This window comes from Pseudoalteromonas sp. NZS71_1, assembly GCF_015864305.1.
GTDB lineage: Bacteria > Pseudomonadota > Gammaproteobacteria > Enterobacterales > Alteromonadaceae > Pseudoalteromonas > Pseudoalteromonas arctica.
Genome location: NZ_JADYXM010000003.1, coordinates 427,976 through 454,189, shown reverse-complemented (window position 1 = coordinate 454,189; position 26,214 = coordinate 427,976). Strand labels below are relative to the sequence as shown.

Annotated in this window: 23 protein-coding genes; 4 read left to right on the top strand and 19 right to left on the bottom strand. The window is 38.5% G+C overall.

Annotated elements, in window-relative coordinates; genetic code table 11:
• Nucleotide 1: 1 nt before the first annotated feature.
• From speA to I6F43_RS07435, 5 genes are all read right to left on the bottom strand, one after another.
• Complete coding sequence (speA, locus tag I6F43_RS07455; RefSeq protein ID WP_197101623.1) at nt 2-1,915, bottom strand: biosynthetic arginine decarboxylase; 1,914 nt, start codon at nt 1,913-1,915, stop codon at nt 2-4.
• Between the two features lie 669 nt (nt 1,916-2,584).
• Nucleotides 2,585-2,917 (bottom strand): YnfA family protein, encoded by a 333-nt coding sequence (locus I6F43_RS07450; RefSeq protein ID WP_007378102.1) that lies wholly within the window; start codon nt 2,915-2,917, stop codon nt 2,585-2,587.
• A gap of 77 nt (nt 2,918-2,994) precedes the next feature.
• Nucleotides 2,995-3,864: an MYG1 family protein gene (locus I6F43_RS07445; protein ID WP_197101622.1), complete on the bottom strand. Its 870-nt coding sequence runs from the start codon at nt 3,862-3,864 to the stop codon at nt 2,995-2,997.
• Between the two features lie 233 nt (nt 3,865-4,097).
• Nucleotides 4,098-4,559 (bottom strand): GNAT family N-acetyltransferase, encoded by a 462-nt coding sequence (locus I6F43_RS07440; protein WP_007583982.1) that lies wholly within the window; start codon nt 4,557-4,559, stop codon nt 4,098-4,100.
• Between the two features lie 343 nt (nt 4,560-4,902).
• Entirely contained in the window at nt 4,903-7,155 is a 2,253-nt protein-coding gene (locus I6F43_RS07435; RefSeq protein WP_197101651.1) for a sensor domain-containing phosphodiesterase, read from the bottom strand.
• A 312-nt stretch (nt 7,156-7,467) separates the two neighbouring features.
• Between I6F43_RS07435 and cysZ the strand changes: the two genes are divergently transcribed.
• Nucleotides 7,468-8,178 carry a sulfate transporter CysZ gene (gene cysZ, locus I6F43_RS07430; RefSeq protein WP_010554723.1) on the top strand — a complete coding sequence of 237 codons (711 nt, stop codon included), beginning with the start codon at nt 7,468-7,470 and terminating at the stop codon, nt 8,176-8,178.
• A 72-nt stretch (nt 8,179-8,250) separates the two neighbouring features.
• Here the strand turns inward: cysZ and I6F43_RS07425 are convergent, their stop codons facing one another.
• From I6F43_RS07425 to hemA, 14 genes are all read right to left on the bottom strand, one after another.
• Nucleotides 8,251-8,772 (bottom strand): hypothetical protein, encoded by a 522-nt coding sequence (locus I6F43_RS07425; RefSeq protein ID WP_024593858.1) that lies wholly within the window; start codon nt 8,770-8,772, stop codon nt 8,251-8,253.
• Nucleotide 8,773: 1 nt separating this feature from the next.
• Nucleotides 8,774-12,082 carry a PKD domain-containing protein gene (locus tag I6F43_RS07420; RefSeq protein ID WP_197101621.1) on the bottom strand — a complete coding sequence of 1,103 codons (3,309 nt, stop codon included), beginning with the start codon at nt 12,080-12,082 and terminating at the stop codon, nt 8,774-8,776.
• A 16-nt stretch (nt 12,083-12,098) separates the two neighbouring features.
• Nucleotides 12,099-13,184, bottom strand: a complete 1,086-nt coding sequence (gene rlmM, locus I6F43_RS07415; protein ID WP_007583974.1) for a 23S rRNA (cytidine(2498)-2'-O)-methyltransferase RlmM — start codon at nt 13,182-13,184, stop codon at nt 12,099-12,101.
• A gap of 17 nt (nt 13,185-13,201) precedes the next feature.
• Complete coding sequence (locus I6F43_RS07410; RefSeq protein WP_165721404.1) at nt 13,202-13,570, bottom strand: DUF423 domain-containing protein; 369 nt, start codon at nt 13,568-13,570, stop codon at nt 13,202-13,204.
• 19 nt (nt 13,571-13,589) lie between these two features.
• Nucleotides 13,590-14,225, bottom strand: a complete 636-nt coding sequence (locus I6F43_RS07405) for an alpha/beta family hydrolase (RefSeq protein ID WP_165721403.1) — start codon at nt 14,223-14,225, stop codon at nt 13,590-13,592.
• A gap of 2 nt (nt 14,226-14,227) precedes the next feature.
• On the bottom strand, nt 14,228-15,130 hold the full coding sequence (locus I6F43_RS07400; protein ID WP_002958561.1) for a transcriptional regulator GcvA: 903 nt from the start codon (nt 15,128-15,130) through the stop codon (nt 14,228-14,230).
• A 121-nt stretch (nt 15,131-15,251) separates the two neighbouring features.
• On the bottom strand, nt 15,252-16,106 hold the full coding sequence (kdsA, locus tag I6F43_RS07395) for a 3-deoxy-8-phosphooctulonate synthase (RefSeq protein WP_007583968.1): 855 nt from the start codon (nt 16,104-16,106) through the stop codon (nt 15,252-15,254).
• 9 nt (nt 16,107-16,115) lie between these two features.
• On the bottom strand, nt 16,116-17,369 hold the full coding sequence (locus I6F43_RS07390; RefSeq protein WP_007583967.1) for a DUF819 family protein: 1,254 nt from the start codon (nt 17,367-17,369) through the stop codon (nt 16,116-16,118).
• 14 nt (nt 17,370-17,383) lie between these two features.
• Nucleotides 17,384-18,211, bottom strand: a complete 828-nt coding sequence (locus I6F43_RS07385) for a tetratricopeptide repeat protein (protein WP_007583966.1) — start codon at nt 18,209-18,211, stop codon at nt 17,384-17,386.
• A 149-nt stretch (nt 18,212-18,360) separates the two neighbouring features.
• The gene (locus I6F43_RS07380) at nt 18,361-18,735 is read right to left on the bottom strand and encodes a SirB2 family protein (protein WP_007583965.1); all 375 of its coding nucleotides are present in this window, start codon (nt 18,733-18,735) and stop codon (nt 18,361-18,363) included.
• Nucleotides 18,736-18,764: 29 nt separating this feature from the next.
• Nucleotides 18,765-20,309, bottom strand: coding sequence for a response regulator (locus I6F43_RS07375; protein WP_007583964.1), 1,545 nt, complete (start codon nt 20,307-20,309; stop codon nt 18,765-18,767).
• A gap of 54 nt (nt 20,310-20,363) precedes the next feature.
• Nucleotides 20,364-21,203, bottom strand: coding sequence for a peptide chain release factor N(5)-glutamine methyltransferase (gene prmC, locus I6F43_RS07370; RefSeq protein WP_010554719.1), 840 nt, complete (start codon nt 21,201-21,203; stop codon nt 20,364-20,366).
• Nucleotides 21,204-21,205: 2 nt separating this feature from the next.
• On the bottom strand, nt 21,206-22,291 hold the full coding sequence (gene prfA / locus I6F43_RS07365) for a peptide chain release factor 1 (protein ID WP_007583962.1): 1,086 nt from the start codon (nt 22,289-22,291) through the stop codon (nt 21,206-21,208).
• Between the two features lie 7 nt (nt 22,292-22,298).
• Nucleotides 22,299-23,555: a glutamyl-tRNA reductase gene (hemA, locus tag I6F43_RS07360; protein ID WP_010554718.1), complete on the bottom strand. Its 1,257-nt coding sequence runs from the start codon at nt 23,553-23,555 to the stop codon at nt 22,299-22,301.
• Between the two features lie 83 nt (nt 23,556-23,638).
• Between hemA and lolB the strand changes: the two genes are divergently transcribed.
• From lolB to I6F43_RS07345, 3 genes are all read left to right on the top strand, one after another.
• Nucleotides 23,639-24,226 carry a lipoprotein insertase outer membrane protein LolB gene (lolB, locus tag I6F43_RS07355; RefSeq protein WP_101164113.1) on the top strand — a complete coding sequence of 196 codons (588 nt, stop codon included), beginning with the start codon at nt 23,639-23,641 and terminating at the stop codon, nt 24,224-24,226.
• Nucleotides 24,227-24,228: 2 nt separating this feature from the next.
• Nucleotides 24,229-25,086 (top strand): 4-(cytidine 5'-diphospho)-2-C-methyl-D-erythritol kinase, encoded by an 858-nt coding sequence (gene ispE / locus I6F43_RS07350; RefSeq protein ID WP_010554716.1) that lies wholly within the window; start codon nt 24,229-24,231, stop codon nt 25,084-25,086.
• Between the two features lie 88 nt (nt 25,087-25,174).
• Nucleotides 25,175-26,122 carry a ribose-phosphate pyrophosphokinase gene (locus I6F43_RS07345; protein ID WP_007583957.1) on the top strand — a complete coding sequence of 316 codons (948 nt, stop codon included), beginning with the start codon at nt 25,175-25,177 and terminating at the stop codon, nt 26,120-26,122.
• The last annotated feature ends 92 nt before the right edge of the window (nt 26,123-26,214 follow it).

Below are 26,214 nucleotides of genomic sequence, written 5' to 3'. Positions count from 1 at the left end.
CTTATAACTCTTCTAAATAAGTGTAGCCATCAAGGCCGCTTTGCAACTCGTCTAAAACGCTTTGCTGTTCGTGTTTTTCAATTTTAGTGCTTACTAACTGCTCGTATGATTGCTGAAAACTTTCAACATCTAAATGTACATAGCGCATCATATCGGCAACAGTGTCACCTTGGTTTATCTCGGTAATACTTGCAACGCCTTGCTCATCCATATTAACAATTGCGCTGTGCGTATCGCCAAACAAGTTATGCATGTCACCTAAAATTTCTTGATAAGCACCCACCAAGAAAAAGCCCATTAAATAAGGTTTATCAGCGCTAAACTCTGGTACAGGTAGTGTGCTTTCAATGCCTTGTCCATCTACGTAATGCTCAAGTGCACCGTCTGAATCACAGGTTATATCAAGTAATACAGCACGTTTTTTTGGTGCTTCAGTTAAGCCACTTAATGGCAATACCGGAAACACTTGATCAATGCCCCATGCGTCTGGAAGCGATTGAAATAACGAAAAGTTTACAAAAAACTTATCGGCTAGACGTACGTTTAACTCGTCAATAATAGGACGATGAAAACGGTTTTTATTATCCATGTGCTTGTTAAGTTCATAACAAATACGGATATTAATTTGCTCAGCCCATGCACGTTGCGATAAGTCTAATAAACCGAGTGCAAACTGGTTATGTGCTTCAGCTAAGTCGCCTTGACTGTCGTGATAGATTTCAATTAATGCACGGTCATCCGTTAAATCAGTTAACTGCACAAACGATGCCCACATGTTTTTTAATAACAGGGGTGCATCTGCCGCTGGCGCTACTAACTCTTCTGGCGTGTAACTTTCAGTACCAATAACATTAGAAATAAGCACAGCATGATGCGCCGTAAGCGCACGACCCGACTCAGAAATAATAGTCGGCATTGGTTGCTCATATTGCTTACATGTATCACCAATGGTGTACACAATGTTATTTGCGTACTCAGCTAAGCTGTAATTCATAGAGTTATGCGACTGGCTACGTGTGCCGTCGTAATCAACAGCCAAACCGCCACCTACATCAAGGCAATCAATTTCTGCGCCTAACTTACGTAGCTCACAGTAAAAACGCGCCGCTTCGCTTACACCTAAACGTACGTCACGAATGTTCGCCATTTGTGAGCCTAAGTGAAAATGTACTAGCTGAAGTAAATCAAGTTGGTCTGCGTCTTTTAAACGATTAACTACATGCAAAACTTGCGATGCAGATAAACCAAATTTTGATTTTTCGCCGCCACTCGCTTGCCATTTACCTTTACCTTGCGACGCTAAACGTACACGAATACCAATGCGTGGTTTTACGTTAAGCTCTTTTGCTTGGCTAAGTACCATGTCTAGCTCAGAAAGCTTTTCAAGTACGATATACACTTTATGACCTAGCTTTTCGCCAATAAGTGCTAAACGTACGTATTCTTTATCTTTGTAGCCATTACATACAATAACAGCGCTGGTTTTTTCAGCCAGTGCTAATACCGTAAGTAGTTCAGGCTTGCTGCCTGCTTCTAAACCAAGTTGCTTTTTTTCTACTTGTGCTTGGCTTGCTACTATTTCTTCAACCACTTCACGTTGTTGGTTTACTTTTATTGGGTAAACTAATAAGTAGTCTTTAGGGTAACCATAGTTTTCAATCGCAGTATTAAATGCGCCGCATAAGCTGTGTACACGATGGTGTAAAATTTGCGGAAAACGAACTAAAGCAGGTAAGCTTAAACCTTTATCTTGTAGTTGCTTTGCAATATCTGTTAATGCAATAGTTTGCTCTGGTGCATGAGCCTTGGGCGCAACATACACATCACCTTGATCATTAATACCAAAAAAACCTTGGCTCCAATGACGAACATTGTAGCTCGTACGAGCTTGTTCTAGTGATGTTGTTTCTTTCATTTATCTTTCTCTTTTATTTAATTAATGCCGACTCGGCTAGTGCCGCGCATTAAAAGAAAAATAGACATTCAAGTCCAACAAGTATTTTTACTCGTAACGAGTGATTTTTAATGTTGATAAAACGACCAATCACGTATTGCTCTCTAGCGTATATAAAATAGGACTTTGATGATTATTAAAGATAAGAAAAGCTGTAAAAAATGGCTGTTTTTAAATGACTCATTATAAATTTTATTAGCAAAAATGAGTTAGCTCACTCACTAAAATTAATCTTGAGTTACTTTTTTATAGAATTTACTTTTGATGGATTAGAGCAAGGCATTCTCAACACCTCAATTACTTACAGTTTAGCCAACGTGTTGTGACCAAGTAATACCCATGTATTTTTAAATTAAATATAATTTGCACTTCTAAAACGCTCAGCATAACATCCACCAGCTTCAATAGTTGCTTGGCGCATATGTAGCGTTAGGTACTACCTGTCGTATTGAAGTTGTTATATTTTATTAGCAGTTTGAAAATAATCGAGGTAGGACTTTAAACAACACAAGGGTGTGTTTATCTTTGGAGGTAGAAATTGCAGCTGTGCATTTAGTTTTTAGCCAAGGCAGGGTCTATATGTGTTTCCCCCTATAAATAGGCGCTTTTTATTTATTGAGTATGAGCCAGCTATGCACTTTTTGGTGCGAACATAATTATAGCCATACCTAGCAGTGCAACTAAACCACCAATAATATCCCACATAGTAAGCTTTACGCCATCAACAACCCATAACCATAATAGCGCAACACAAATATATACGCCGCCATAAGCTGCATACACGCGCCCTGCTGCAGTAGGATGTAAAGATAGCAACCATGCAAATAGTGCCAAACTTAAAGCCGCTGGAATTAAAAGTAAAATACTTTTATCTTGCTTAAGCCAAAGGTAAGGCAAATAACAACCCACTATTTCTGCTAAGGCTGTAATAGTAAAAAGTGCGATTGTTTTTAGTTCAAACATAATGCTCCACGCTAAGATAACAAGCATAACAATCTATATAAATTGTTATGCTTAGTATTCGTTATGAATCTGCGTTGTTATTCGCTAAGCGCCATGGTGGCAAGTTTCATTGTGCTTTCAAACGACTTAGTGCCCGCTATAAATAAGCCATTGTGACAGAACACAGCGTCATCAATACCGGTTTCATCTACAAACGCTTGATCAGATAAACCTGACCATGCTTTAGGAAGCGGTTTTCTATCTTCAAACGAGCCAGGCTCAACGGGTACTGTTTGTAATATCCATTGCCCAGAATGCGATGGGTAAACCATGTATAGCGCATCGCTTGATAAAATATGCACTGTTTTTTTCCACGGTGTGTACTTTTCAAGCACGATTACTCTGGCATCGTCTGCATTTTCAATTGCTTTAGCAACAATCTCTTTTGCATTAACACTACCGTGAGCTGAAGCGATAAAACGAGTCAGCATACGTGCTGCAAATTCAACGGCTTCATCAAAACAGGTATCAAAGTTACTCTCTTCTTCCCACGTAGGGTTAAACATTGAGATTGTTTGGCTCAAGCTTATTCCCTTTGATACACCTTCAACATGACCACAATCAATGGCATCAATGGTTGAAACTAAGCCTGAATCCACTCTATCAGCCACGGCTTGGTTATCATCACACAGCGCTAAGCCGTATTTTTTCCACACTAAACCAAATGATGAAAAAGGAATGCCATTTTCTCGCTCGCCTGCACCACCGCGTTGATGATGATCAAAGCGATTAGTTTCAGGATCGTATTCGCCACCTACATCAATTACAAAGTCGGCACTCTCTATAAGCGCTTTATCGCGAGTACGTACCAGTTTAAACGTTGGCAAAACATGTTTAAGTACCGCAATACTAAAAACGTCATCTGCATGAAAATTACCATTGTGGGTTACTACTGTTATTTCGCTCATTTGTTTATTGCTACTTTTAGAAAAGATAAAAATTCTCGCTTTGTAAGTTAGTCACTAATTATCGAGGCAGATTTTATACGAAGACAGGTGTTAAAAACAGTGAAGTATTTTTTGCATCACTATAAAAGCTGCTTTTATAGTTAATAGCTTGAGTATGACTTTTATTACAAGGTAATAATGAGGCCAGATATTTACGACACATTAAGCTTTAACATGTCGTAGCGTTAATAAGCTTATTGGCTAAGCCCTAACTCCATAAATACACTTTGTGGATTATCTACATATGAGCCAAAACTGCTACAGCGTTTAAAGCCTAAATTTTCATATAAATTGATTGATTTTATTTGTTTTGGACCTGTTTCTAAACGTATTAACGGGATTTGCTTTTCGCCAGCTTGATGTAATAAAATCTGCATAATACGTCTTGATAGCCCTTTACCACGATGACTTGGTTTTACATATAAACGTCTTATTTCGCCATAAGGCTGAGTATCAAATTTCTCTACAATCGCACCACAGGCAATAATACCTTCATCAGTTTTTAAACCAATAGCATACACATTAGGTAAGGTTAATTCGTTTAACTCCAGAGACTGCGCTGTAGCAACAGGGTATAAAGAATTTATAAGTCGGTCTATATCGTCAAATACATTTACTACATCGGGATCATTAGGGTTCAAATCGACTAACTGCATAAAGCTTCCATTCATTGTTATAAGTTTATTAAGCTTTAAATAATATATTCAAGCGGGCATAGCTTAGCATTGTTTAACCAAAAAATCTTTAGTCCTTATTTAGCATATAGTTTGAGGAATTTTAGCAGCTAGAAAAAGTAAAATGACCTTGCATATGGGAAGTTTTTGTTAGGTTATTACCAATTAGTAAATACTGGCCTTTAAGTAATTAAGCTCTAAGAGCATTTCGTACCAATTTGCTCAATTAAATGATCTATTTTGAGATAAGAAAATCGTGTCGATAACAAGACAGAATTTTTTAACACAGTTACCGCCAGATTTAATCCCTCTAATTGATTAAGTATTATTGCGGATTGCTATTAGCACTATGCCATTTTAAATAACGTTCTTTATCCATCGGCTTTGCAACTAAGTAGCCTTGCATAGTGTCAATATTCATTTTTTTAAGTAAGTCATACTGCTCTGTTGTTTCTACGCCTTCTGCAACGACCACTAAGTTTAAGCTTTTTCCTAAACTGATAATTGTTTGCGCGATATTAAAGCCAATCTCATTATCTAAAATTTTATCAATAAAGCTTTTATCTATTTTTAATTCTTTAACAGGAAACGCACTTAAGTAAGCTAAGCAAGAGTATCCAGTTCCAAAATCGTCAATCGAAAATAAAAAGCCAGCCGCAATGAGCTCTTTCATTTGCCTAATTGTATAATCTATATCACTAGAGAGCATTGACTCGGTTATTTCTAACTTAATTTGTGATGCTCGAATATCAAATTCATTGATAGTGTTGAACAGCTCACCTTTTAAATTTGATGAATTGAACTGACTTTGACTAATATTAATTGAAACACTAAACGAGTCGTCAATGATAGCGCTTGCTTTAAGCTCATTAATTAAAATACATATATCATGCAAAACAATATTTTGTAGTTTTTGAATAAGTCCGTATTGCTCTGCAATAGGTATAAATTCGTTTGCTGTTATCAGCCCTCTTTGAGGATGGTTCCACCTAATAAGTGCTTCAGCACCAACAACATCACCCTGCGTATTAACTTGTGGCTGAAAGTAAGCACAAAACTCATTAGACGCAATTGCTCTCACTATGTCGGTTTCTAGCTCTGTTTGCTTTTCAAGTAGTGTTTGCAAGGCTGGGTCGTAAAAGCTGCTGCTATTACCCCCTTTATTTTTAGAACAATACATAGCAGTATCTGCAAATTTTAATATATTGTCAGCCTGTGCGTTTACGCTATCAATTAGGCAAATACCGATGCTACAGCTTACTTGAAATGCAAGGTTGCCCACTTCAAACTTATCATGAAAAGCTCTTTGAATTTCTTTAGCGACGGCTTTACATTCTAGAATTGCCTGCTTTGTATTTTGCCCTATGTGTTTAAGCAAAATAATAAATTCATCACCACCCGCTCTGGCCAGTGTATCTGAGCCTTTTATTATTGCGCTTAACCTTTTTGATAATTCCACAAGTACTTCATCACCCGCACTGTGCCCAAGTGAATCATTAATACGCTTAAAGTTATCTAGGTCTAAAAATAATAATGCCCCTATATTTTTGTTACGCTTAACACTCTCTACACATCGGCTTAATTTGTCGCTAAGCATCCTTCTATTTGGAAGATTAGTTAATGGATCGTAAAATGCGAGCTTATGAACTTCTTGCTCAGCCTTTTTCTTTATTGAAATATCTCTGGCCATCCATACTACATGTCTTTTTGTAGGACTACTGGGATTGTAATGATCTAAAGCGGCAGCTCGTCCCTCAAAAACTATGCCCCCTTTGGGAACATTTAATTCATATTCAAATATTTGCATCTCGTTAGTCGAGAGTGTTGTTTCGATGACATCCATTATCATCTGCGCATCTTTTTGAGGAAGTAGGTCTTTAACATTTTCGCCAATAAGATCCGTGGTCGAATCAAGCAGTAACTCATTAGAGGTACCATAAACATCGGTATATGTGCCATCCTCACTTAAAATGAGGATGAGGTCGGGCATTACTTTGGTGAAGGCTTTAAATTTTTCATTACTGTGCTGTAAATTAAAGACAAGCTGTTTTGCCTTCTCAAATTCGTTACTTTTCTCAAGAGCAATACTTGAAAAGTGCACAAAAAAATCTATTAGTTCTAAATCTTGCTCTGATGGGGCTTTAGGGGTGCTGTGATAAATAGCAAAGGTGCCTAACAAATCAGCTTGAGTTGAAAAAATAGGTGTTGACCAGCATGACTTAAGATCAAACTTTAGCGCTAAATCTTTAAAGTCCTCCCAAAGCGGTGAGGTTTCAATATTTTCTACAATTGTGCGCGATTTCGAAAATGCTGCAGTACCACATGAACCTACTTTTGGCCCTATGTGAACTCCATTAAGCAAACTACAGTACTCTGGGTGAATATTAGGGGCTGCGCAATGAAAAAGCTGCTGGCCTTTAACTGATAAAATAGAACACCTAGCAGATTCATCATTAATAATCTGCTCTATTGATAAACAAATTTCAGTAAGCACCTCATTTAAAGGTACCCCTAATGCAATTTTAGATAAAATGCCTTGCTGGTGAGATAATAACTTTTTTAACCTATCCGTACCCATTTTCACTTGCTCGCATTATTTATACATATTGATACAACAAAAAGCCTCAAACAGATGCTTTTTTTCTACGTAGTAAAGTTCAGTATAGTCATGATTAGTAAGTTCATTCTTTTATTAATAAAAAACTAACCGGGTCTACATTGATTAATCATAATTGCATATTACTAAACACCTGTAGTTACTATATAACCAAAACCGCAACATTAAAGCTAACACTTTGTTACTTAAAATTACTGTTCAAAATTATTAAGCTATTTATACTATAACTAATGGTAAATATTTTTTGAGGTTACAGTGCAGATCACACAAGGTATGGAATATTTTTTTTCGGGATTTAAATTAATTAGCCAAAAAGGGTTAAAGCGCTTCGTACTTATACCGCTTTTAATTAATGTTCTGCTATTTGGTAGTTCGTTGTTTTTCTTATTTGGATGGCTAAGTGATAGCTTTAGCTACATCAGTAACATGCTACCAGAATGGTTAAGCTGGCTTGAATGGCTAATGTGGCCAATTGCTGTATTAGTCGTATTATTTAGCTACAGTATGCTATTTACTATAATCACTAATTTTATTGCAGCCCCATTCAATGCTTTATTAAGCGAAAAAGTTGAGCTTTATTTAACGGGTCAAAAAATTAACGATGATGGTTTTTCCGAATTAGTTAAAGATGTACCTAGAATGCTTGCCCGTGAGTGGACGAAGTTGTGCTATTACCTTCCTCGCGCTATTGGTTTTTTCATACTACTTTGGGTTTTACCTGTCATTGGCCAAATACTATGGGTTTTGTTTACCTGTTGGATGTACGCGGTGCAGTATGAAGACTATGCGTTTGATAACCATAAAATTGGCTTTAAGCAGATGAAAGACGATTTAAAATCTAAGCAAGGTTTATCATACGGGTTTGGTTTTGCTGTTATGTTATTAACGGCTATACCCTTTGTAAACTTAATAGTTATGCCTGTAGCTGTGTGTGGTGCAACACGTTTGTGGGTCGATAATTATAGACCAAAATACCGTAGTTAATTAAGAGGTTGCTGATTTTTCAATATTCAAAGGTCACGGCACCCGAGATAAAAAAGCACCTAAGGTGCTTTTTCAATCTATTTTTAAAGCAATAAACTCAAGCGATGCACGCCTTGGTAATGCGACACTTTGTTTATCTACTTCTTCAAATTTTTTAATCAAAATACTAAAGCGCTGATTGTTAAAATTAACGGCTGTAACTTCACCAATTTTTATACTGTAGTTTTGCTGCTGATCAAACAGCTTTAGTGTTCGCCCTTTTATACGCTCTACGAATAAGTAAGGTGTTTGGTCTGGCATCTTTAAACGGATAACATTGATTTTACTTAACTCATGTACCGCCACCCAATTTTGACTCTGCATTAACGTATTATAACTACTAATGCCTTCAGGCTGATAAACAACATCTTGGTTTATAACGCATGTCTTACAGCCCTTTACTGATTCAACTCGCCATTCAATAGCTATATTTTTGTAATATAAATTGTCATTTTTTAGTAACCATTCACGTGCATTGTTAGTATCGCTACACGCTATTAGTAAGCTTAAAAAACTACTACAAACAATAAACTTAATACTTAACCCTAGTTTCATATTAATGCTCTTTAATTGCTTTTAACTCAGCAATAATTGCACTACTTGGCTGCGCTTCTTTTATATAACTGGGCAGCGTTTCAATATTAGTAGGTGAGCTTTGTAAATTATACACCTTACTATTATTAGTATTTGGCACGCCAAATCGATTACCTGCACTTTGCATATAAAACTGCAAATTAAGCATGCTCCACTCATCTACATCACTAAGTATTGATATTGTATTATCTTGGTTAGTATCAAAGCTGGTTAAGCTTTCGGTGTTAATTGCATTACAGTTAAAATCAACAGGTAGTGAGCCATTTCGATTTAACCCCTGTGCTTCAAGTATTGTGCTCTCATTTAAATCTGCTGAACTACCACTTGAATAATCAATAATAAAATCATCTGTAGAGCCTAAATGACTATTAGTATTTGGTGTAATATCGCAGCTAGCATTGCCTGGATAAAAACGCTCATAATAACGATCGCCTTCGTTATTACCTATTGTTGATAAACCCGCTAATTGATATAAATAATTCATAGAGCTTAAATGATTAGGCTTAAAGTTAACCTCTTCATCGCCACCATGGTATAAGCCTAAGTTATGGCCTAGCTCATGAAAGATAGTTGATGCTTGATAATTATAAGTTACATTGGTTGCTATTTGCGTATCGAGCGTTAAGCCCCAGCCGCCCATAGTTACCATTAAATCATTACCGCTGATCTCAGCAATACCCGACCCACTAATACTGCCATCTTCATTTCCACTACTTGCCATTAATAAGTAATGAAAAATGGGTCTACGGGTTATATCGGTATATTCCATTTTATAAGCAAACAAATTAGGGCTACTTAAATCGTACTCAAACGGAGTATAACTATTAAAAGGGACAACATTTCCGCCACCTAAATCAAAGTTTTGCGGCGCAATATCGCTATTTTGATCAAATAAGTCACCTACATCAAAATGAACGGTATAGCCTTTACTTGCAAATACACTAACAATTTTTTCAAGTGCAGTTCGATGAGGGGTTATTCCAACATCACTACTATCCATATAATCTATTTCAATAAATATATCTTTTTGTGAAGTACGCGCTCCCCATTCATATAAAGGCAGCCCACCAAATGTTGCTCCCTCTACCTCTGCGCAATCTGGAATACCGTCTTCATCATCATCTATTGAGCAAGTTATATCGTTAGGCCCTGCCGGAGTATTGAATACTGAGTAGTTCCAGTCTGTATTTTGGTTGGTATCGGTTGCGCCGAGCGTACGCTTTAAGCTGGCGCCCTGCTCTGGCAGTATTTGTGCAGCATTTTCGCCTTGCCACTGCGAGGCTGTTACAGGCTCTTGGGTTGAATTTCCAAACTTAACAAAGTCGATAGTTTGTGTACCCGCACTATTAAGTAATTCTGCAAAACCATTTATGTACCAATAAGGCCTAATTTGATCATTCGCGCTACCAACAAGCACAAGCTTAGTGTTATTTAATGACGCACTTGCTAAAAAATCATCGCCAAAGCGGCTTTGTAAAATAATATAGGCGCCATTTAAAAGCTCTTTATTAGGCAGCGTAAATATTTGCTCATCACTCAACGTACTATCAGACATATTAATACTGCGAGCTTTAAGAGAGTAGTCTTGTAAATTTACTGTCGCACCGGTGCCGTTATAAAGTTCAATCCAAGGTAAGCCATTACTAAATTGCACAGATGAAAGCTCTGTTATTTTTATATCTTGGCTAGAAGTTGTAAACGAGGTGGCAGTTTGCGCCAAAATAGTTGTGCTATCAAAATTAGCTAAATCAGCTGTAACACGAACAATATATTGAGTGTCTTCATCAAAGCTTGCGCTTAAATTTACAGTATGAAAATAAGTACTTGTGTCGCTGGTAGTACCCGACAAACTTTCAATAGTTAAGGCCAAGCAAGTAGTAAAATTATCTGCTGACACTTGTACGCTTCCAGTACAAGTACCACTACTAGAGTTAACGGCTAAAGTACTCACGAGCATAATATCTGAAAATGTAATGCTAACAGGGCTATCTACAAAGACTGGGTCATTACTATTTTGGGGCGTTACATTACTAATTGTAGCGGGCGTTGAATCAATAACGGTAACACTCAGTACAAATTCGGTTGTGTCTTTTGTATCAGTCGCCGTTAACGTATAGCTTTGTGGAGTGATACTGTTTGCAGGAGGTGTGTAACTAAAACGTAAGGCTTGGCCATCAATAACACTGATTTGCGCTCCATTTAAATCATCACCAAAGTCAATCTGTACGCTATCGTTATCAGCGTCGCTAACCACTAAACTAAATTCCGTGGCTTGGTTATATTGCACATTTATATTTACATCATCGGCAGCCGGTGGATTATTTGGGGCTAATATTACAACTATTTTCTGGGCGCTATTTGTAGCGTTATCGTCATCGGTAACAGTTACTACAAACGTTACATTGGTATTTTGCGCAACAGTGGGCGCATTAAAGCTAATACTTGTTTCTGTTTGGGTAAATTCAACTACAGGGCCACTTGTTTGCTGCCAGGTTATGTTATTAATACTACCATCGCTGTCTTGTGCATCTGCAACTAGGGTTACACTGTCATCTTTTTCAGCTTCTTCTGGGCCTGTAACAATGACTGTTGGCGCGCTATTTACTTGATTAATTAAAACCGTTTTACTCGCTTGAGCGCTTTTACCGGCATTATCTGTTACGGTTACGCTAAAGCCTAGCGTTGTATTTTCAGATACATTGGGGGCAGTAAAACTAAGTACACCATCTGACTGGCTAAAATCAACATTATCTCCCGCAGACTGAATCCAACTAATAGTGCTTATGGTTCCATCTGTATCTTGAGCGTTAGCAACTAAGCTTACTTGTGTGTTAGCAAGTGCACTACTTGGGCCTGTAATATTAACTGTAGGTGCATTATTTTGAGAAGTGATAGTGCCTGAAAATACTTGTTGTGCAGTAGCACCTGAATTATCAGTAACAGTAACTGAAAAACTAAAGGTCGTGTCAGTGGTTACACTCGGTGCAGTGGCTGTAAGCGTATTGCCATTAACAATAAATGTAAATTCAGGACCACTAAGTTGTTGCCATTGATAATTGGCTATTTGCCCGTCACTATCACTTGCAAGCGCAGTAATAGTAAACGATTGGTTAGAGACAATAACGTTACTACTAACAGAGAGCGTAACACTGGGCGTAGCGTTACCAGAGGGCGTAGTTGAATCACTACCTTCTCCGCCGCCGCCACAACCTGTGATTAAAAGTGATAAAAAAAGTAAACTTAGCCATTTATTAATATTGTTTTTTACCACTTTTAGCCTCTACATATTAACTATACAAATTTTGTGGCACCTTAGTAACGTTTAAATGAACGGTTATTTCCTCACGATCATGATAGAGATGTTTAGCTTGTAACTCGTAATTAATGCTATGTTTCTCAAGCTCTTTTCTTATCATCGAAAGACATTCATAAACACTATCAAAGCGTTTTTTCATAGGTAGTTTTAAGTTAAATATAAACTCTTTTGCGTATGCATTTACTGCCCAGTCAATCATTAGCGTAGTCACTTTGGTTGGTTTTTCCACCATATCGCACACTAACCAAGTAATATTTCTTTTTTCTGGGCGATATTTAAAACCATCTGCTCTAAAATGTTTAACTTGACCCGTTTGCATTAAATCGTCATTCATTGGGCCGTTATCAATCGCACTTACAAACATACCACGGCGTACGAGCTGATAAGTCCAACCACCCGGGCATGCACCTAAATCAACACTGCGCATACCTGCTGCCACGCGTGATTCACGTTGTTGCTCAGGAATAAATACATTAAACGCTTCGTCGAGTTTTAACGTTGAACGACTCGGTGCATCGCTTGGCATACGAAGGCGTAAAATACCCATGAAAAATGGAGAATTATTAAAGCTATACGAGTAACCAACATAAGCCGTATTGTTTGTTAAAAACATGACATGCATTACTGGGCGGTTTGCTTTTGGCTCACGCAGTACTGTATTTTGTTTTTCGAGGGCTTTTTTAAGCGGCGTTGATATTTTTTTACAGAACGTTAAAAGCTCTTTGCCTTCATTTGTATCTGGCGTTTCTACGCGCAGCTCTGAGCACAATGTAAAATCTTTAGCAGCTTCAACTACTGCACTTACACGGTCCTCTACTGGCATGTTTTCAAGTAATGTACCGGCAAACCATTGGCGTGCGAACACCATATTTTTAAAATCGACTTTTTTGATTATTTCGTCGCTGTGATGCGCTTCAAAACATTCGTAAACAACATAACCTGTATTTGGCTTTGCTTTTACATACCCTGCAAAACCCTGCTCTGCAGCATGAAACGTTATTTCAGCAGCGGCATCGCTTTCAAAACCACTACGACAATAAATCACAACACTAGACATATTAACCCTTAAACTCTTTAAAACTTAAATCGTGCGACTTGCACTAAAATAACAATCCAACCAATAATAAAGCACAATCCACCAAGCGGTGTTATCGGCCCTAGCCACTTCATATCTGTTAGAGCGAGTAAATATAAACTGCCACTAAAAAGTAGTGTGCCCGTTATAAAAAAGCCACCAGCCCAACTCAGGTTTATGCCCCATTTAATTAAAATAGCCACCGTAATAAGTGCAAGGCCATGCACCATTTGATACTCAGCAGCTGTTTTAAAAACCCCTAATGAATACTCCGATAAGCGGCTTTTTAAACCATGGGCAGCAAATGCACCTAACATAACCGAGAGCATACAAAAAATACTGCCGGCCATTAAAAATAATTTAATCATCTAATCCCCTAATCGAGTCTTAACACATCTCTACTTGTTGCTTAATAAATTCAACGGCACTTAACGCTGCTGTTTCTCTATTTTGCAGTTCAGTTACGCCACTTTTTTTACGTGGTTTTAATGAATGATCGCCATCAGCCAGCCATGTGAGTAAAGGCTGTTTTGGCATTTCCATAGTAAGCAGTTCTTCACGTGTACCAAATGTATCTCGCTCGCCCTGTAATACTAAAAAAGGACAAACAATATCAGCAAAATGATCGGTGCGTAACTTTTCTGGTTTACCCGGCGGATGAAATGGATAACCAAATGCAATAACACCTGAAAGTCTTTGCTCTGTGCTGCACGCAAGCATTGATGCCATGCGTCCGCCCATCGATTTACCGCCTATAAATAACGGTAAATCTGGCTGCGCCTGACCAAGCACTTGCTCATAATAAATAAGTAGCTTTGGCGCTCGCTCAGGAGGCCTACGTTTATTAGTTTGTTTAGCAATTTGCATATATTCAAAATCAAATAAACCAACATCAACACCTTGCTCGCTTATTAATTTTGCCATATGTTGCATAAAGTCAGAATCGCTACCGGCACCTGCACCATGCGCAAATATAAACTGTGCAATTGCAGGTTGTGCGGTGCTTTTAAACCATTCAATCATTATTAATACTCATGTTCTTGCTCATGCTCTACTAAGCTCAGCATCCACTCTTTAAACGAAACTATTTTACCAAGCTCGGTTTGCGATTCGCGAAGCACTAAGTAATATGCATTTTTACTTTCTAGACTGTGATTAAACGGAATAACCAAACGCCCTGCATCTATGTCGGGTTTAGCTAATACACTATTACCAATTGCCACACCTTGCCCATGTACTGCAGCTTGTAACACCATTGATGAGTGACTAAATATAGGTCCTTGATTTACCTGAATGTTACGCACGCCTGCAGTTTTCATCCACGTTTTCCAGTTTTTACGTGTGGTGTCATGCAATAAGGTGTGATGCGCTAAATCACTAGGTTGATCAAGCGGCTTTAATCCGCTTAATAACATAGGACTACAAAGTGGTACTAAATACTCGGTATGAAGTTTGTACGCTTGTACGCCATTCCAATGACCTCTTCCATAGTAAATAGCAATATCTACGTCATCAGTCAGTGAGTTTTCATCTTGATCTTGTGCTTTTATTCGCACGTCTATCTCTGGGTGTAACTCATTAAACAAACTCAAACGAGGCACTAACCACTGAATAGCAAAACTTGGTGTTAGACTAACTGTTAATGAGCCCTTAGCACCACGGGCTAATAGCTTTTCAGTTGCATCAATAAGCTGAGTAAAAATCTCTTTTATATCTAAAAAATAGCCTTGGCCTTCTTCAGTTAATAATAATGAGCGGTTTTTACGTAAAAACAACTTTAAACCTAAATGCTCTTCAAGTGTTTTTATTTGATGACTTACTGCCGCCTGCGTTACATAGAGCTCTTCTGCAGCCTTAGTAAAACTTAAATGACGCGCAGCCGCTTCAAAGGCTTTTAATGCGTTTAATGGAGGTACCCGTCTTGACATAATAACCAAGCTTAGAATTAGTTTTTCTTATGCGTGAGATTATATACATCATATAAGTTTGTGTATATTAAAGGCATAAAAAAAGCGACCTGAGTCGCTTTTTAATAAACATCATGCTTAATTATAAATCGCTTGCACTTGTATCAAGTGGGGCAAAGCTTTTAATTAAATCATCAACCGCTTTCATTTGCGTTAAGTACCCTTCTAACTTACTAAGCGCTAGCGCACATGGGCCATCACATTTAGCTTCGTTAGGGTTTGGATGCGCCTCAATAAATAAACCTGCAATACCTAGCGCCATACCGCTGCGTGCAAGCTCTGCTGCTTGTGCTCGACGACCATCAGCAGAGTCAGCTCGGCCACCAGGGCGCTGAAGTGCATGTGTTGCATCAAAAATAACAGGCGCCATTGCTTTCATGTCATCCATACCCAGCATATCAACCACTAGGTTGTTATAACCAAAGCTAGAACCACGCTCACAAAGTGCGATGTTATTATTACCCGCTTCATTAAATTTAGTAATGATATGGCGCATTTCATGCGGCGCTAAAAACTGTGGTTTTTTCACGTTAATAATTGCACCTGTTTTAGCCATCGCCACAACTAAATCTGTTTGACGTGCTAAAAAGGCTGGTAACTGAATTACATCAACAACTTCAGCAACAGGTGCTGCTTGATGCGGTTCATGTACATCAGTAATAAGCGGTATGTTGAAAGTCTTTTTAATCTCTTCAAATATTTTTAAACCTTCTTCCATACCCGGACCACGGTACGAATTGATTGAAGAACGGTTAGCCTTATCAAATGACGCTTTAAATACATAAGGAATATTGAGTTTCGTCGTAACTTCTACGTAATGCTCTGCAACACGCATAGCTAAATCGCGAGATTCTAATACGTTAATACCACCAAACAATACAAACGGTTTGTTGTTTGCTAGTTCAATTTCATTAATTTTAATAATTTGGTCTTTCATTTAAATTCCTTACGGTGCAACTGCTTGCATCATTAATCCACAAATATAAGCCATATAAGTACCCACACCATAGCCCAGTACAGCTAACAGGACACCAACAGGCGCAAGCGAAGGGTGAAATGCTGATGCTACAACAGGTGCAGACGCTGCACCGCCCACATTAGCCTGCGAGCCCACAGCCATATAAAATAACGGTGCTTTAATTAGTTTAGCTACTACTAACATTATGCTTGCATGCACTAACATCCAAATGGCACCAACTAAAAATAACCCTGGGTTATTAAAAATAGCGGTTACATTCATATGCAAACCAATCGATGCAACTAAAATATACAAAAAGCTAGAGGCTACTTTTGAAGCGCCAAACGCTTCTATTTGTCTCACTTTAGTAAACGATAAGCCTATGCCAATCGTTGTTGATATAACAATTAGCCAAAAGAATTTACTGTTTAAGCTGTATTCTTTTGCCCACTCATAAGTCGTGCCAAAGTACGGACCTAAAAAGTCAGCACAAAAATGCGCTAAACCGGTTATACCAAATGCAATTGCAAGCAGCGTCATGTAATCGTTAAGAGTAGGAATACGGGCATGTTCAGCGTGATAGGCTTCAACACGTTTTTTTAAATCTTCAATTGCGCTTGTATCAGCACCCGTAGCTGCATCAATCTTTTTATGGTTTGCTGCCATTAACAATAAAACAGCCATCCAAATATTCGCGACTATTACATCTACTGTAATCATTACAGAAAATATATCACCACCCACTTCAAACATCTCTTTCATTGAGGCTTGGTTAGCACCACCGCCAATCCAGCTACCCGCAACGGTTGTCATACCGCGCCATACTGCATCGGGCCCATGACCACCAACAATACTTGGATCAAATGCACTCACGACTAAAATAGCTAATGGCCCACCAATAACAATACCGAGTGTACCCACTAAAAACATAATGAGGGCTTTCGGGCCTAAATTAATAATAGCTTTTAAATCAATACTAATGGTAAGCAGTATTAAACAAGCAGGCAATAAGTAGCGCGAAGCCACATAATAAACATTGGATTTATTACCGTCTACAATACCAAAGGTATTTAATAGTGAAGGTAAAAAGTAACACAGTAGTAAAGCAGGTACGTATTTATAAAATCGTTTTAAAGCTGGACGCTCACTGTTTGAGGTTTTAAAAATAAACCCCAAAATAATAGCAAGCAAACCAAGCACAACGGCATCATTTGTAATTAATGCGCTTTGAGTTTCAACCATAATTATTCCTATTCTTAATGGTGCGTTTTATTATTATCTTCTAGTTCTTCTATTTGGTGTTGAATTATCTCTATTGCAGGATCATCCGGACACTCATCGACAAAAAACTGTAAATCATCACGTGCCATTTTAGGGCAACCGAGCTGATTTAATAAGTAACCTCTGTCGCGTCTCTCATACGGGTCGTCGCCTATTAGCTCCATTAGCATCTCTACACAGGTCAAAGCATGACCAAATTTGTTTTCGCTAATGAAAGACCATTTTTGCTGAGCTAAAAATAGCTTATATACTTCGTCATCAAAAATTAACTCTAAAGGTTCTTGTTCTTGCCCATCATCTTCATCTGCGTTTTCAGGGATGATATACCAGCTTTGTTGCCCGCTGCTTGGCTCAATTATGTAGCCCTCTTCATCACTTATCGCCACATGAACACCAACATCACCCAGCGTAAGACTAAGATTTGCATCAAAGTTAGCTTGTTGTAAAAAGTGACAAAGTATAATTGCAAGCGTTGTTGGTGAGCCACTACGCATAGAAAGCGTATAGCTTAATGTATTTAATTTGTATTCTGGCACTTTTAAGCCTGAGGCACTAAATAGCCAATCGCTGTAAAACATATCTAATAATTTTTCGAAGCGATCGTGCTCATCACTCACTTTTAAACACAGCGCTGAAATTTGCTGTTCAAAGTCAGTTAAAGTTTCATAACATGGTGTTAAATCTATCTGAGGGTCCCATTTTGACTCTGCTTTAATACAGCGGTAAATCGCTGGAGGTGTAAATTCATCGTAAGCATCATCAAGATAAGATTCATCGTGTTCGTCAAACCCGAGGGTAGTCATTAATACTGCAACATTTTAGAAAACGAAGGCGTAGTTTACCTAACTTTAAAGCTATATACCAATATAGAGATGTTTTTGAATATTTTCTGAGAGGGAGTCGTATTTGAGCTTTATAAAACAACTATAAAGCTCAAATAGTCAGGTATTACTTAAAGCAAAAAAGCTGATTTAGACGTCGCTAAATAACCTATCGCTAAAATAACAGCAGTGTTAACTAAAACGTAAGCAACTTTAGCCGTCATTTTAGTTTGTCTGGCGCTTTTAGCCCCAATACCAATATATATAACCACTAAAACTATTTTTTCTAATAGCCAATATTGTTCAAACGGGTTAATTTTAGCCATAAATATAAGCGTAAGTGCAGACACTAATAGCAAAGTATCTATACTATGACTACCAATCATTACCGCTTTATTTTTTGCTAATTTACCACTGCCCATTCGCGAAAATGCGCGAACATAAAATAAAATCACACTCAACATCGCAATTGCCATGTGTGAATGCTTTACTGCTAAATAATCCATATGCCCCTGTACTTCTGTTTTATAAAAATTTAATCAGGAAAACGGTTAAGAACCGCTTCTAACTCATCAAGCTTCTCGTTAAATACTTCAACCAATTTTGGTTCAAAGTGTGTGCCTTTTTGAGCGTTAATTTCATCAACTACGTTTTGCAGTGTCCAAGGTTCTTTATAGCATCGTTTATGGCGAAGTGCATCGTATACATCAGCAAGTGCAACTATACGACCAAATACATTAATTGCGTTTCCGCTTAAACCTTGTGGGTAACCAGAGCCATCCCATTTTTCATGATGCTCTTTTGCAATAATTGCGCCTGCACTAACAATCTCATGCGGCGAGTCTTTTAAAATAGTATAGCCTTTATCAGTATGGGTTTTCATCACTTCCCATTCTTGGGCGTCTAACTTTGCTGGTTTATTTAATACCGCATCAGGAATGCCCACTTTGCCTACATCATGAAGAGGCGACGCCAACCTTACTAAATCAGCATCATGCTTAGATAAGCCATACCCTTGTGCCAATATATGACAAATATGTGCTACACGCTTAACATGATTACCCGTTTCTGTTGAGCGTTGCTCTACCGCTTCACTTAACCTGTAAACAAGCTCTTGTTGCGTTGCTTCTATTTCAGACTGAAGTTGTACATTTTCAAACGCAAGTTGCACGTTTTGAGAAAAAATCTTAATTAAATGGCGCTGAGTATCCGTTAAATCCTTTGGAATACCTGATATAAATAGCATCGAATTATGATTGTACTCACTGCTACAATACGCAAATAAGTAGTTATCTTTATAAATAATGCTTTTTTCATTAAGCGCCTGATGACATGCACTTAACTGTTCAGCTTGTAATACCTCATCGAGCTCTTTACCTTCACTTTTTTCAAAGTCACCGGTACCCGAGCAAACAATTAATTTTTTATTATTTTGTGCTTCAGGATTTTGCGCAACTAAAGTAGTTGCATACATAGCTTGATCAGCAATACCGAGTAAAGAAGTTAACTGCTGCATAACGCCTTCAATAAAGTGCTCTATTGAATGCGCTGAAAAAATATCACGGGACGCTATAATTATTTTCTCAAGCCCTTCGCGTGACTGCTCAATCGAAATAATATCCCGATACGAACGCAGGCTAGACATAATAACAGTAAATAACTTTTGAGCCGTTAGTTCTGTTTTAGATTTGTAATCGTTAATATCATAATTAATAATTACTTGTCGTTCAGGTGCTTGACCAGGTTGACCCGTTCTTAAAATAATTCGAATATGATTATTTTTAGCTTCTTCACGAATAAACTTAGCAACTTGCAAACCGGCATCATCGGTCTCCATTACTACATCAAGTAGTACAATGGCTGCATCTGGATGCTCTTTCACAAGCTCTTTTGCTTCAGCACCTGAGTACGCACTAATAAATTCTAGGCGTTTATTTTGAAACTCAAAATCACTCAACGCTAGTTTTGTAACAGCATGAACTTCAGGTTCATCATCAACGATTAATACTTTCCAGGTACCGAGTTCAATCTCATTGATTGCTTCTTCTGGCTCATCTGAAAATAAAAAATCACCCATCATAGTCGAAATTCCTTCATGGCATTATTTAACGCACTAGCAGGCAATTATTATTCTTTAGGGCCACTGTGCAAACGTTACACGGTCATTATCACCAAAGTCTTTCACTGTTTTAATATTCACAAATGCCATTTTTTTGAAAAAATGACGAACAGCTTCACCTTGCTCAAAACCGTGTTCTATTAAAAGATAGCCACTAGATAACAAATAGTCACGTGATTGTGTAATTATTTGTTTAATATCAGACATTCCACAATCATCAGCCACTAATGCCGACAAAGGCTCAAAGCGCACATCGCCCTGATTTAAATGTATATCACTGCTTTCAATATAAGGCGGGTTAGTGACAATTAGGTTGAATTTCTCACCATGTAACTCGCTAAACCAGTTGCTTTGCTTAACGTGTACATTATTAATTGCCAATCGCTGCTGGTTACGTGTAGCCAGTGCAACTGCATCGCTTACTCTATCTACTGCAATAATTTGCCAATTAGGCATTTCACTACCCAATGCCAGTGCTATTGCACCAGTACCCGTGCCTAAATCAAGCACTTTAGCTGTAGCAGGTACAGCCACTTCAAGTGCTTGTTCTACTAACGTTTCGGTATCTGGTCGAGGTATTAAAGTTGTTGCGTTAACTTCAAGCGATAAGCTCCAAAATTCACGTTGCCCCGTAATATGTGCAACAGGTTCACCGTTTAAACGTCTTTGGCAAAAGGTATTAAATTGCTGTTGTTGTTCGGCATTAAGCGCATGCTCTGGCCAAGTAAAAAGGTAACTGTGAGGTTTTTGAAGAATATGTAGAAGTAAAACTTGTGCGTCTAATTTAGCACTTTCGCTGCTAGGTGCTAATAAATTAGCGCCTGCAGCAATAGCTTGTTCAAGAGTTTGGCTCACGATTACTCGTCGCCCATAGCCGCTAATAAGTCAGCTTGATGTTCTTGCATTAATGGGTCAATAACGCAGCTTAAATCACCCGCTACCACTTCATTCAAACGATAAAGTGTTAAGTTAATACGGTGATCGGTAATACGACCTTGTGGGTAGTTATAAGTACGGATACGTTCAGAGCGATCGCCACTACCTACTAAGTCACGACGTTCAGATGCTTCTGCCGCATGGCGCTTTTCATCTTCAGCCTGTTGCAAACGTGCTGCAAGTACTGACATAGCTTTAGCACGGTTTTTATGCTGTGAACGCTGATCCTGACACTCAACCACAACACCGGTAGGTATATGTGTAAGTCGAATAGCAGAATCTGTTTTATTAACGTGCTGACCACCTGCGCCTGATGCACGAAATGTATCAACTTTTAAATCTGCGGTATTAATTTGTATCGCTTCGGCCTCTGGTACTTCCGCCATTACCGCAACAGTACACGCAGAGGTATGAACTCGCCCTTGTGACTCAGTTTCTGGCACACGTTGTACGCGGTGTACACCTGATTCAAACTTTAATTGACCGTAAACGCCTTCGCCACTAATATTTGCAATAACTTCTTTGTAGCCACCGTGCTCACCTTCATTGGTGCTCACAACTTCTACTTTCCATTTTTTAGTTTCTGCATAGCGGCTGTACATACGGAATAAGTCGCCAGCAAAAATAGCCGCTTCATCACCGCCTGTTCCAGCGCGTACTTCAACAAACACGTTGTTATTATCTCGCGGATCTTTTGGCAACATTAATACTTGAATTTGATCTTCAATTACCAAAATTTGTGCTTTAGCTTCTTTATATTCTTCTTGCGCCATTTCACGCATTTCAGGGTCAGAATCTTTAAGCATTTCTTCTGCACTGGCTAAATCATCTTGCGTTTCTTTGTAAGTTAAAAACGTTTTTACAATCTCTTCAAGCTCAGAGTATTCTTTTGAAAGCCCACGAAAACGATTTTGATCACTAATGACCGACGGGTCGCTTAGCAGCGCTTGTACTTCTTCGTAACGCTCTACTAAGGTTTCTAATTTATTATAAACAGACTCTTTCATTTAACGGTTATTCCTGATCAATACCTAACATTTTTTTCAACTGGTTTAGCTGCGCCACTTCACCTTTTTTCGCTGCGTCTTGTATTGCACGGGTAGGCGCGTGCATTAAGCGATTGGTTAATTTATTGGCGAGCTCTAATATAATTTTTTCTGCATCTTTACCTGTATTTAGCTGACTAACAGCACGCTCTACAAGTTCTGACTTAATTGTTTGTACATCATTTCGATAATGGCGGATTAAATCTACCGAATCGAGTGAGCGCATCCACATTGCAAATTCTTTGGTGCGTTCAGTAATAATTATTTGCGCTTGCTGTGCAGCTTGCTCACGCGCTGCCATATTCTCGCTTACAATGGTTTGTAAGTCATCAACGGAATATAAATAGGCAGCATCTAGCTCACCTACTTGGCTTTCTATATCGCGCGGAACCGCAATATCTATAAATAGCATAGGCTTGTGTCGGCGCTGCTTAAGCGCTTGCTCAACCACCCCTTTACCAATAATAGGTAAAGTACTGGCGGTAGAACTAATGACTATATCGGCTTCATGTAAACGTTCTGGCAACTGTGCAAGTGCGATAACATCTGCCGACACTTCATCAGCAAGGCTGCGAGCACGTTCAATTGTTCTATTAGCTACCGTTATTTTTTTAGGCTCATTTTGATATAAATGTTTAGCAACCAGTTCAATGGTTTCACCAGCACCAATCAATAGCACATTGGTTTGATCAAGCTTGCCATAAATATGTTTTGCTAAGTTAACAGCCGCAAATGCAACCGACACGGCACTTGCGCCTATATTTGTTTCAGTACGAACTTGTTTTGCTACCGAAAAGGTTTTTTGAAACAACCTATCAAAAGTAACCCCTATTGCATCGTGGGTTTTAGCACTAAAAAACGATTGCTTTATTTGCCCTAAAATTTGCGGCTCGCCTAACACAAGAGAATCCAACCCACACGCTACGCGCATTAAGTGGTTAATGGCGTCATTACCTTCATGGCAGTATATATTGCTGCTCAGTTCATGTTCATCCAAACCATGGAAACTGGCAAGCCACGTTAACAGTGTTTGGGAATTTTGCTGAGCGAGGCTACAATAGATCTCGGTTCGATTACAGGTAGACACAATAACAGCTTCATTAAAGTCGGCATGGCCACTTAATTGTTGCAACGCCTCTGAAATTTGCTCAGGCGAAAAAGCCACTTTTTCGCGTAATTCTACGGATGCGGTTTTGTGATTTATACCTAGTGCTATTATGGTCATATTTGCCAAATATTGCTGAGCCCTACTTCAAAGGCGGTAATTTTACCAAAAATCAGCGGAATATGGAAAGTAAGGAACAACATTTGATTCGACAATATTTGATTTTATTCATGTTTTTTTTATTATTAGGTGGCTGTGCCCATCAAATTGATACAAAAACAACACTTTATGATGATTGGAAGCCACGTTTAGCTGCTCAAAAAACTTGGCAGGTCGAGGGTAAACTCGCGTTTATAAGCCCAGAAGAGCGTCAATCTGCAAACTTAAATTGGCAGCAAACAACAAATTCCAATAATTTAATACTGACTACTTTTATTGGTACTCGTATTTTGTCGCTTAAACAAACAGCAAATGGTGCTGAATTAGAGTTTGACGGCGATGAGTACTTTGATACTAATGCTGCAGAGCTTTTAAAGCGTTTAACCGGTTTTACACTCCCTGTTGATAACGCCGATAACTGGCTTAAGGGCACCATTGACGATCAAAGTTTAGTCGTTGATGAACTAGGCCGTGCAAAGCAAGTATTATGGTTTGATAATACAGGCAAGAAATGGCAAATAGATTACGGCACTTACGTACAAAACGCAGGTTACTGGTTACCAACTAAACTGACGTTAAAGCATCAACAAATAAAAATAAAAATTCAACTCTACGATTGGCAGTTTAAATAAGTATGAATAACAAAACCTCTTTTTCACTTATTGCCCCGGCAAAACTCAATTTATTTTTACATATTAATGCTCGCCGAGAAGATGGCTATCATGAACTAGAAACCTTATTTACTTTTTTAAATTTTGGTGATGAGTTGCATTTTGAGCTAACAACAGACGGTGGTATTTCTGTCGGTGGTGATACTAAAGACATACCCCTAAATGATAATCTCATCTATAAAGCGGCTTTATTATTACAAACACACTGTAAAACCTCTTTGGGTGTGAAAATAAATTTAATTAAACGCTTACCGATGGGCGGAGGTGTTGGAGGTGGTTCATCCGACGCCGCAAGTACTTTATTAGCCCTAAATAAATTATGGAAATTAGAACTAAATTTAGAAATTCTAGCCCAATTAGGACTTAAATTAGGGGCTGATGTTCCGGTGTTCATACAAGGGCAAAGCGCCATAGCGCATGGTATTGGTGAGAAATTACACCAGGTAAAACTTGAACAAAAATGGTACTGCGTTGTACACCCAAACCAACATGTAAGTACCGCAAAAATATTTACACATCCAGATTTAAAACGCGACACACCAAAAATAATAGGCGATTGGAAACACCATACTTTAACCAACGATTGTGAGCCTTTAGTTAAAAAGCTTTGCCCCGAGGTTGAAAAAACCCTCCAGTGGTTGCTAAAATACGCACCGTCGAAGATGACCGGAACAGGTTCATGTTGTTTTGTCGAATTTGCTAGTCAAGTTCAAGCACAAGATGTACTTGAAAATCTCCCCCATACTTGGCAGGGTTTTGTGGCTTCAAGCGCAAATGTCTCACCTGCTCATACGGAGTTAACCGCCATATTCGATCAATGAAGTAACGTACAAGTAATCATAAGTTAACTCGCAGTGGTATTTATCATTGCTCGTTAGTCCAAATATTCAGTGCCTGAGGAACCCTACCGTGCCTGACATGAAGCTCTTCGCTGGTAACGCAACACCTGAGTTAGCTCAAAAAGTTGCAAAACGTTTATATATTGAATTAGGCGATGCTGTTGTTGGCCGTTTTAGCGACGGTGAGATCAGTGTTCAAATAAATGAAAATGTTCGTGGCTCGGACGTTTTTATCTTGCAATCAACCTGTGCCCCTACAAACGATAACCTAATGGAACTTATCGTTATGGTTGATGCTCTACGTCGTGCATCTGCAGGTCGTATTACTGCCGTCATTCCTTATTTTGGTTATGCGCGCCAAGACCGTCGTGTACGTTCTGCCCGTGTTCCAATTACCGCTAAAGTTGTTGCCGATTTCTTATCAAGCGTTGGTGTTGACCGTGTTCTTACGGTTGATTTACACGCTGAACAAATCCAAGGCTTCTTTGATGTACCAGTAGACAACGTATTTGGCAGCCCTGTATTACTTGAAGATATGAAAGAACGCGACTTTGAAGACGTCGTTGTTGTATCTCCAGATATTGGTGGTGTTGTACGCGCACGTGCAATTGCAAAACTACTAAACGATACCGATTTAGCAATCATTGATAAACGTCGCCCTCAAGCAAACGTTTCTCAAGTAATGCACATTATTGGTGACGTTGAAGGTCGTGATTGTATTATCGTAGATGATATGATTGATACCGGTGGTACGTTATGTAAAGCCGCAGAAGCACTTAAAGAACATGGCGCTAAACGCGTATTTGCATACGCAACGCACCCTATTCTTTCAGGTAAAGCAGCAGAAAACTTACGTGACTCGATGATTGACGAAGTAATTGTAACTGACTCAATTCCGCTATCTGACGAGCTTAAAGCCCTTGATAAAATTAAGGTACTTACGCTTGCTGACATGTTAGCAGAGACTATTCGTCGTATTAGTAACGAAGAATCTATCTCAGCGATGTTTGAACACTAAAATTAAACATTCCTGAGTATAAAAGCGCCTTTTGGCGCTTTTTTTGTAAGCGATGTTTATTTTGTCTGGGCGTGGTGGTATGATAGCGCGCC

What these genes read in the sequence shown, in the direction of transcription:
- speA (WP_197101623.1), bottom strand. Translation starts at nt 1,915, where the DNA reads ATGAAAGAAACAACATCACTAGAACAAGCTCGTACGAGCTACAATGTT.
- I6F43_RS07450 (WP_007378102.1), bottom strand. Translation starts at nt 2,917, where the DNA reads ATGTTTGAACTAAAAACAATCGCACTTTTTACTATTACAGCCTTAGCA.
- I6F43_RS07445 (WP_197101622.1), bottom strand. Translation starts at nt 3,864, where the DNA reads ATGAGCGAAATAACAGTAGTAACCCACAATGGTAATTTTCATGCAGAT.
- I6F43_RS07440 (WP_007583982.1), bottom strand. Translation starts at nt 4,559, where the DNA reads ATGCAGTTAGTCGATTTGAACCCTAATGATCCCGATGTAGTAAATGTA.
- I6F43_RS07435 (WP_197101651.1), bottom strand. Translation starts at nt 7,155, where the DNA reads ATGGGTACGGATAGGTTAAAAAAGTTATTATCTCACCAGCAAGGCATT.
- cysZ (WP_010554723.1), top strand. Translation starts at nt 7,468, where the DNA reads ATGGAATATTTTTTTTCGGGATTTAAATTAATTAGCCAAAAAGGGTTA.
- I6F43_RS07425 (WP_024593858.1), bottom strand. Translation starts at nt 8,772, where the DNA reads ATGAAACTAGGGTTAAGTATTAAGTTTATTGTTTGTAGTAGTTTTTTA.
- rlmM (WP_007583974.1), bottom strand. Translation starts at nt 13,184, where the DNA reads ATGTCTAGTGTTGTGATTTATTGTCGTAGTGGTTTTGAAAGCGATGCC.
- I6F43_RS07410 (WP_165721404.1), bottom strand. Translation starts at nt 13,570, where the DNA reads ATGATTAAATTATTTTTAATGGCCGGCAGTATTTTTTGTATGCTCTCG.
- I6F43_RS07405 (WP_165721403.1), bottom strand. Translation starts at nt 14,225, where the DNA reads ATGATTGAATGGTTTAAAAGCACCGCACAACCTGCAATTGCACAGTTT.
- I6F43_RS07400 (WP_002958561.1), bottom strand. Translation starts at nt 15,130, where the DNA reads ATGTCAAGACGGGTACCTCCATTAAACGCATTAAAAGCCTTTGAAGCG.
- kdsA (WP_007583968.1), bottom strand. Translation starts at nt 16,106, where the DNA reads ATGAAAGACCAAATTATTAAAATTAATGAAATTGAACTAGCAAACAAC.
- I6F43_RS07390 (WP_007583967.1), bottom strand. Translation starts at nt 17,369, where the DNA reads ATGGTTGAAACTCAAAGCGCATTAATTACAAATGATGCCGTTGTGCTT.
- I6F43_RS07385 (WP_007583966.1), bottom strand. Translation starts at nt 18,211, where the DNA reads ATGACTACCCTCGGGTTTGACGAACACGATGAATCTTATCTTGATGAT.
- I6F43_RS07380 (WP_007583965.1), bottom strand. Translation starts at nt 18,735, where the DNA reads ATGGATTATTTAGCAGTAAAGCATTCACACATGGCAATTGCGATGTTG.
- I6F43_RS07375 (WP_007583964.1), bottom strand. Translation starts at nt 20,309, where the DNA reads ATGATGGGTGATTTTTTATTTTCAGATGAGCCAGAAGAAGCAATCAAT.
- prfA (WP_007583962.1), bottom strand. Translation starts at nt 22,291, where the DNA reads ATGAAAGAGTCTGTTTATAATAAATTAGAAACCTTAGTAGAGCGTTAC.
- hemA (WP_010554718.1), bottom strand. Translation starts at nt 23,555, where the DNA reads ATGACCATAATAGCACTAGGTATAAATCACAAAACCGCATCCGTAGAA.
- ispE (WP_010554716.1), top strand. Translation starts at nt 24,229, where the DNA reads ATGAATAACAAAACCTCTTTTTCACTTATTGCCCCGGCAAAACTCAAT.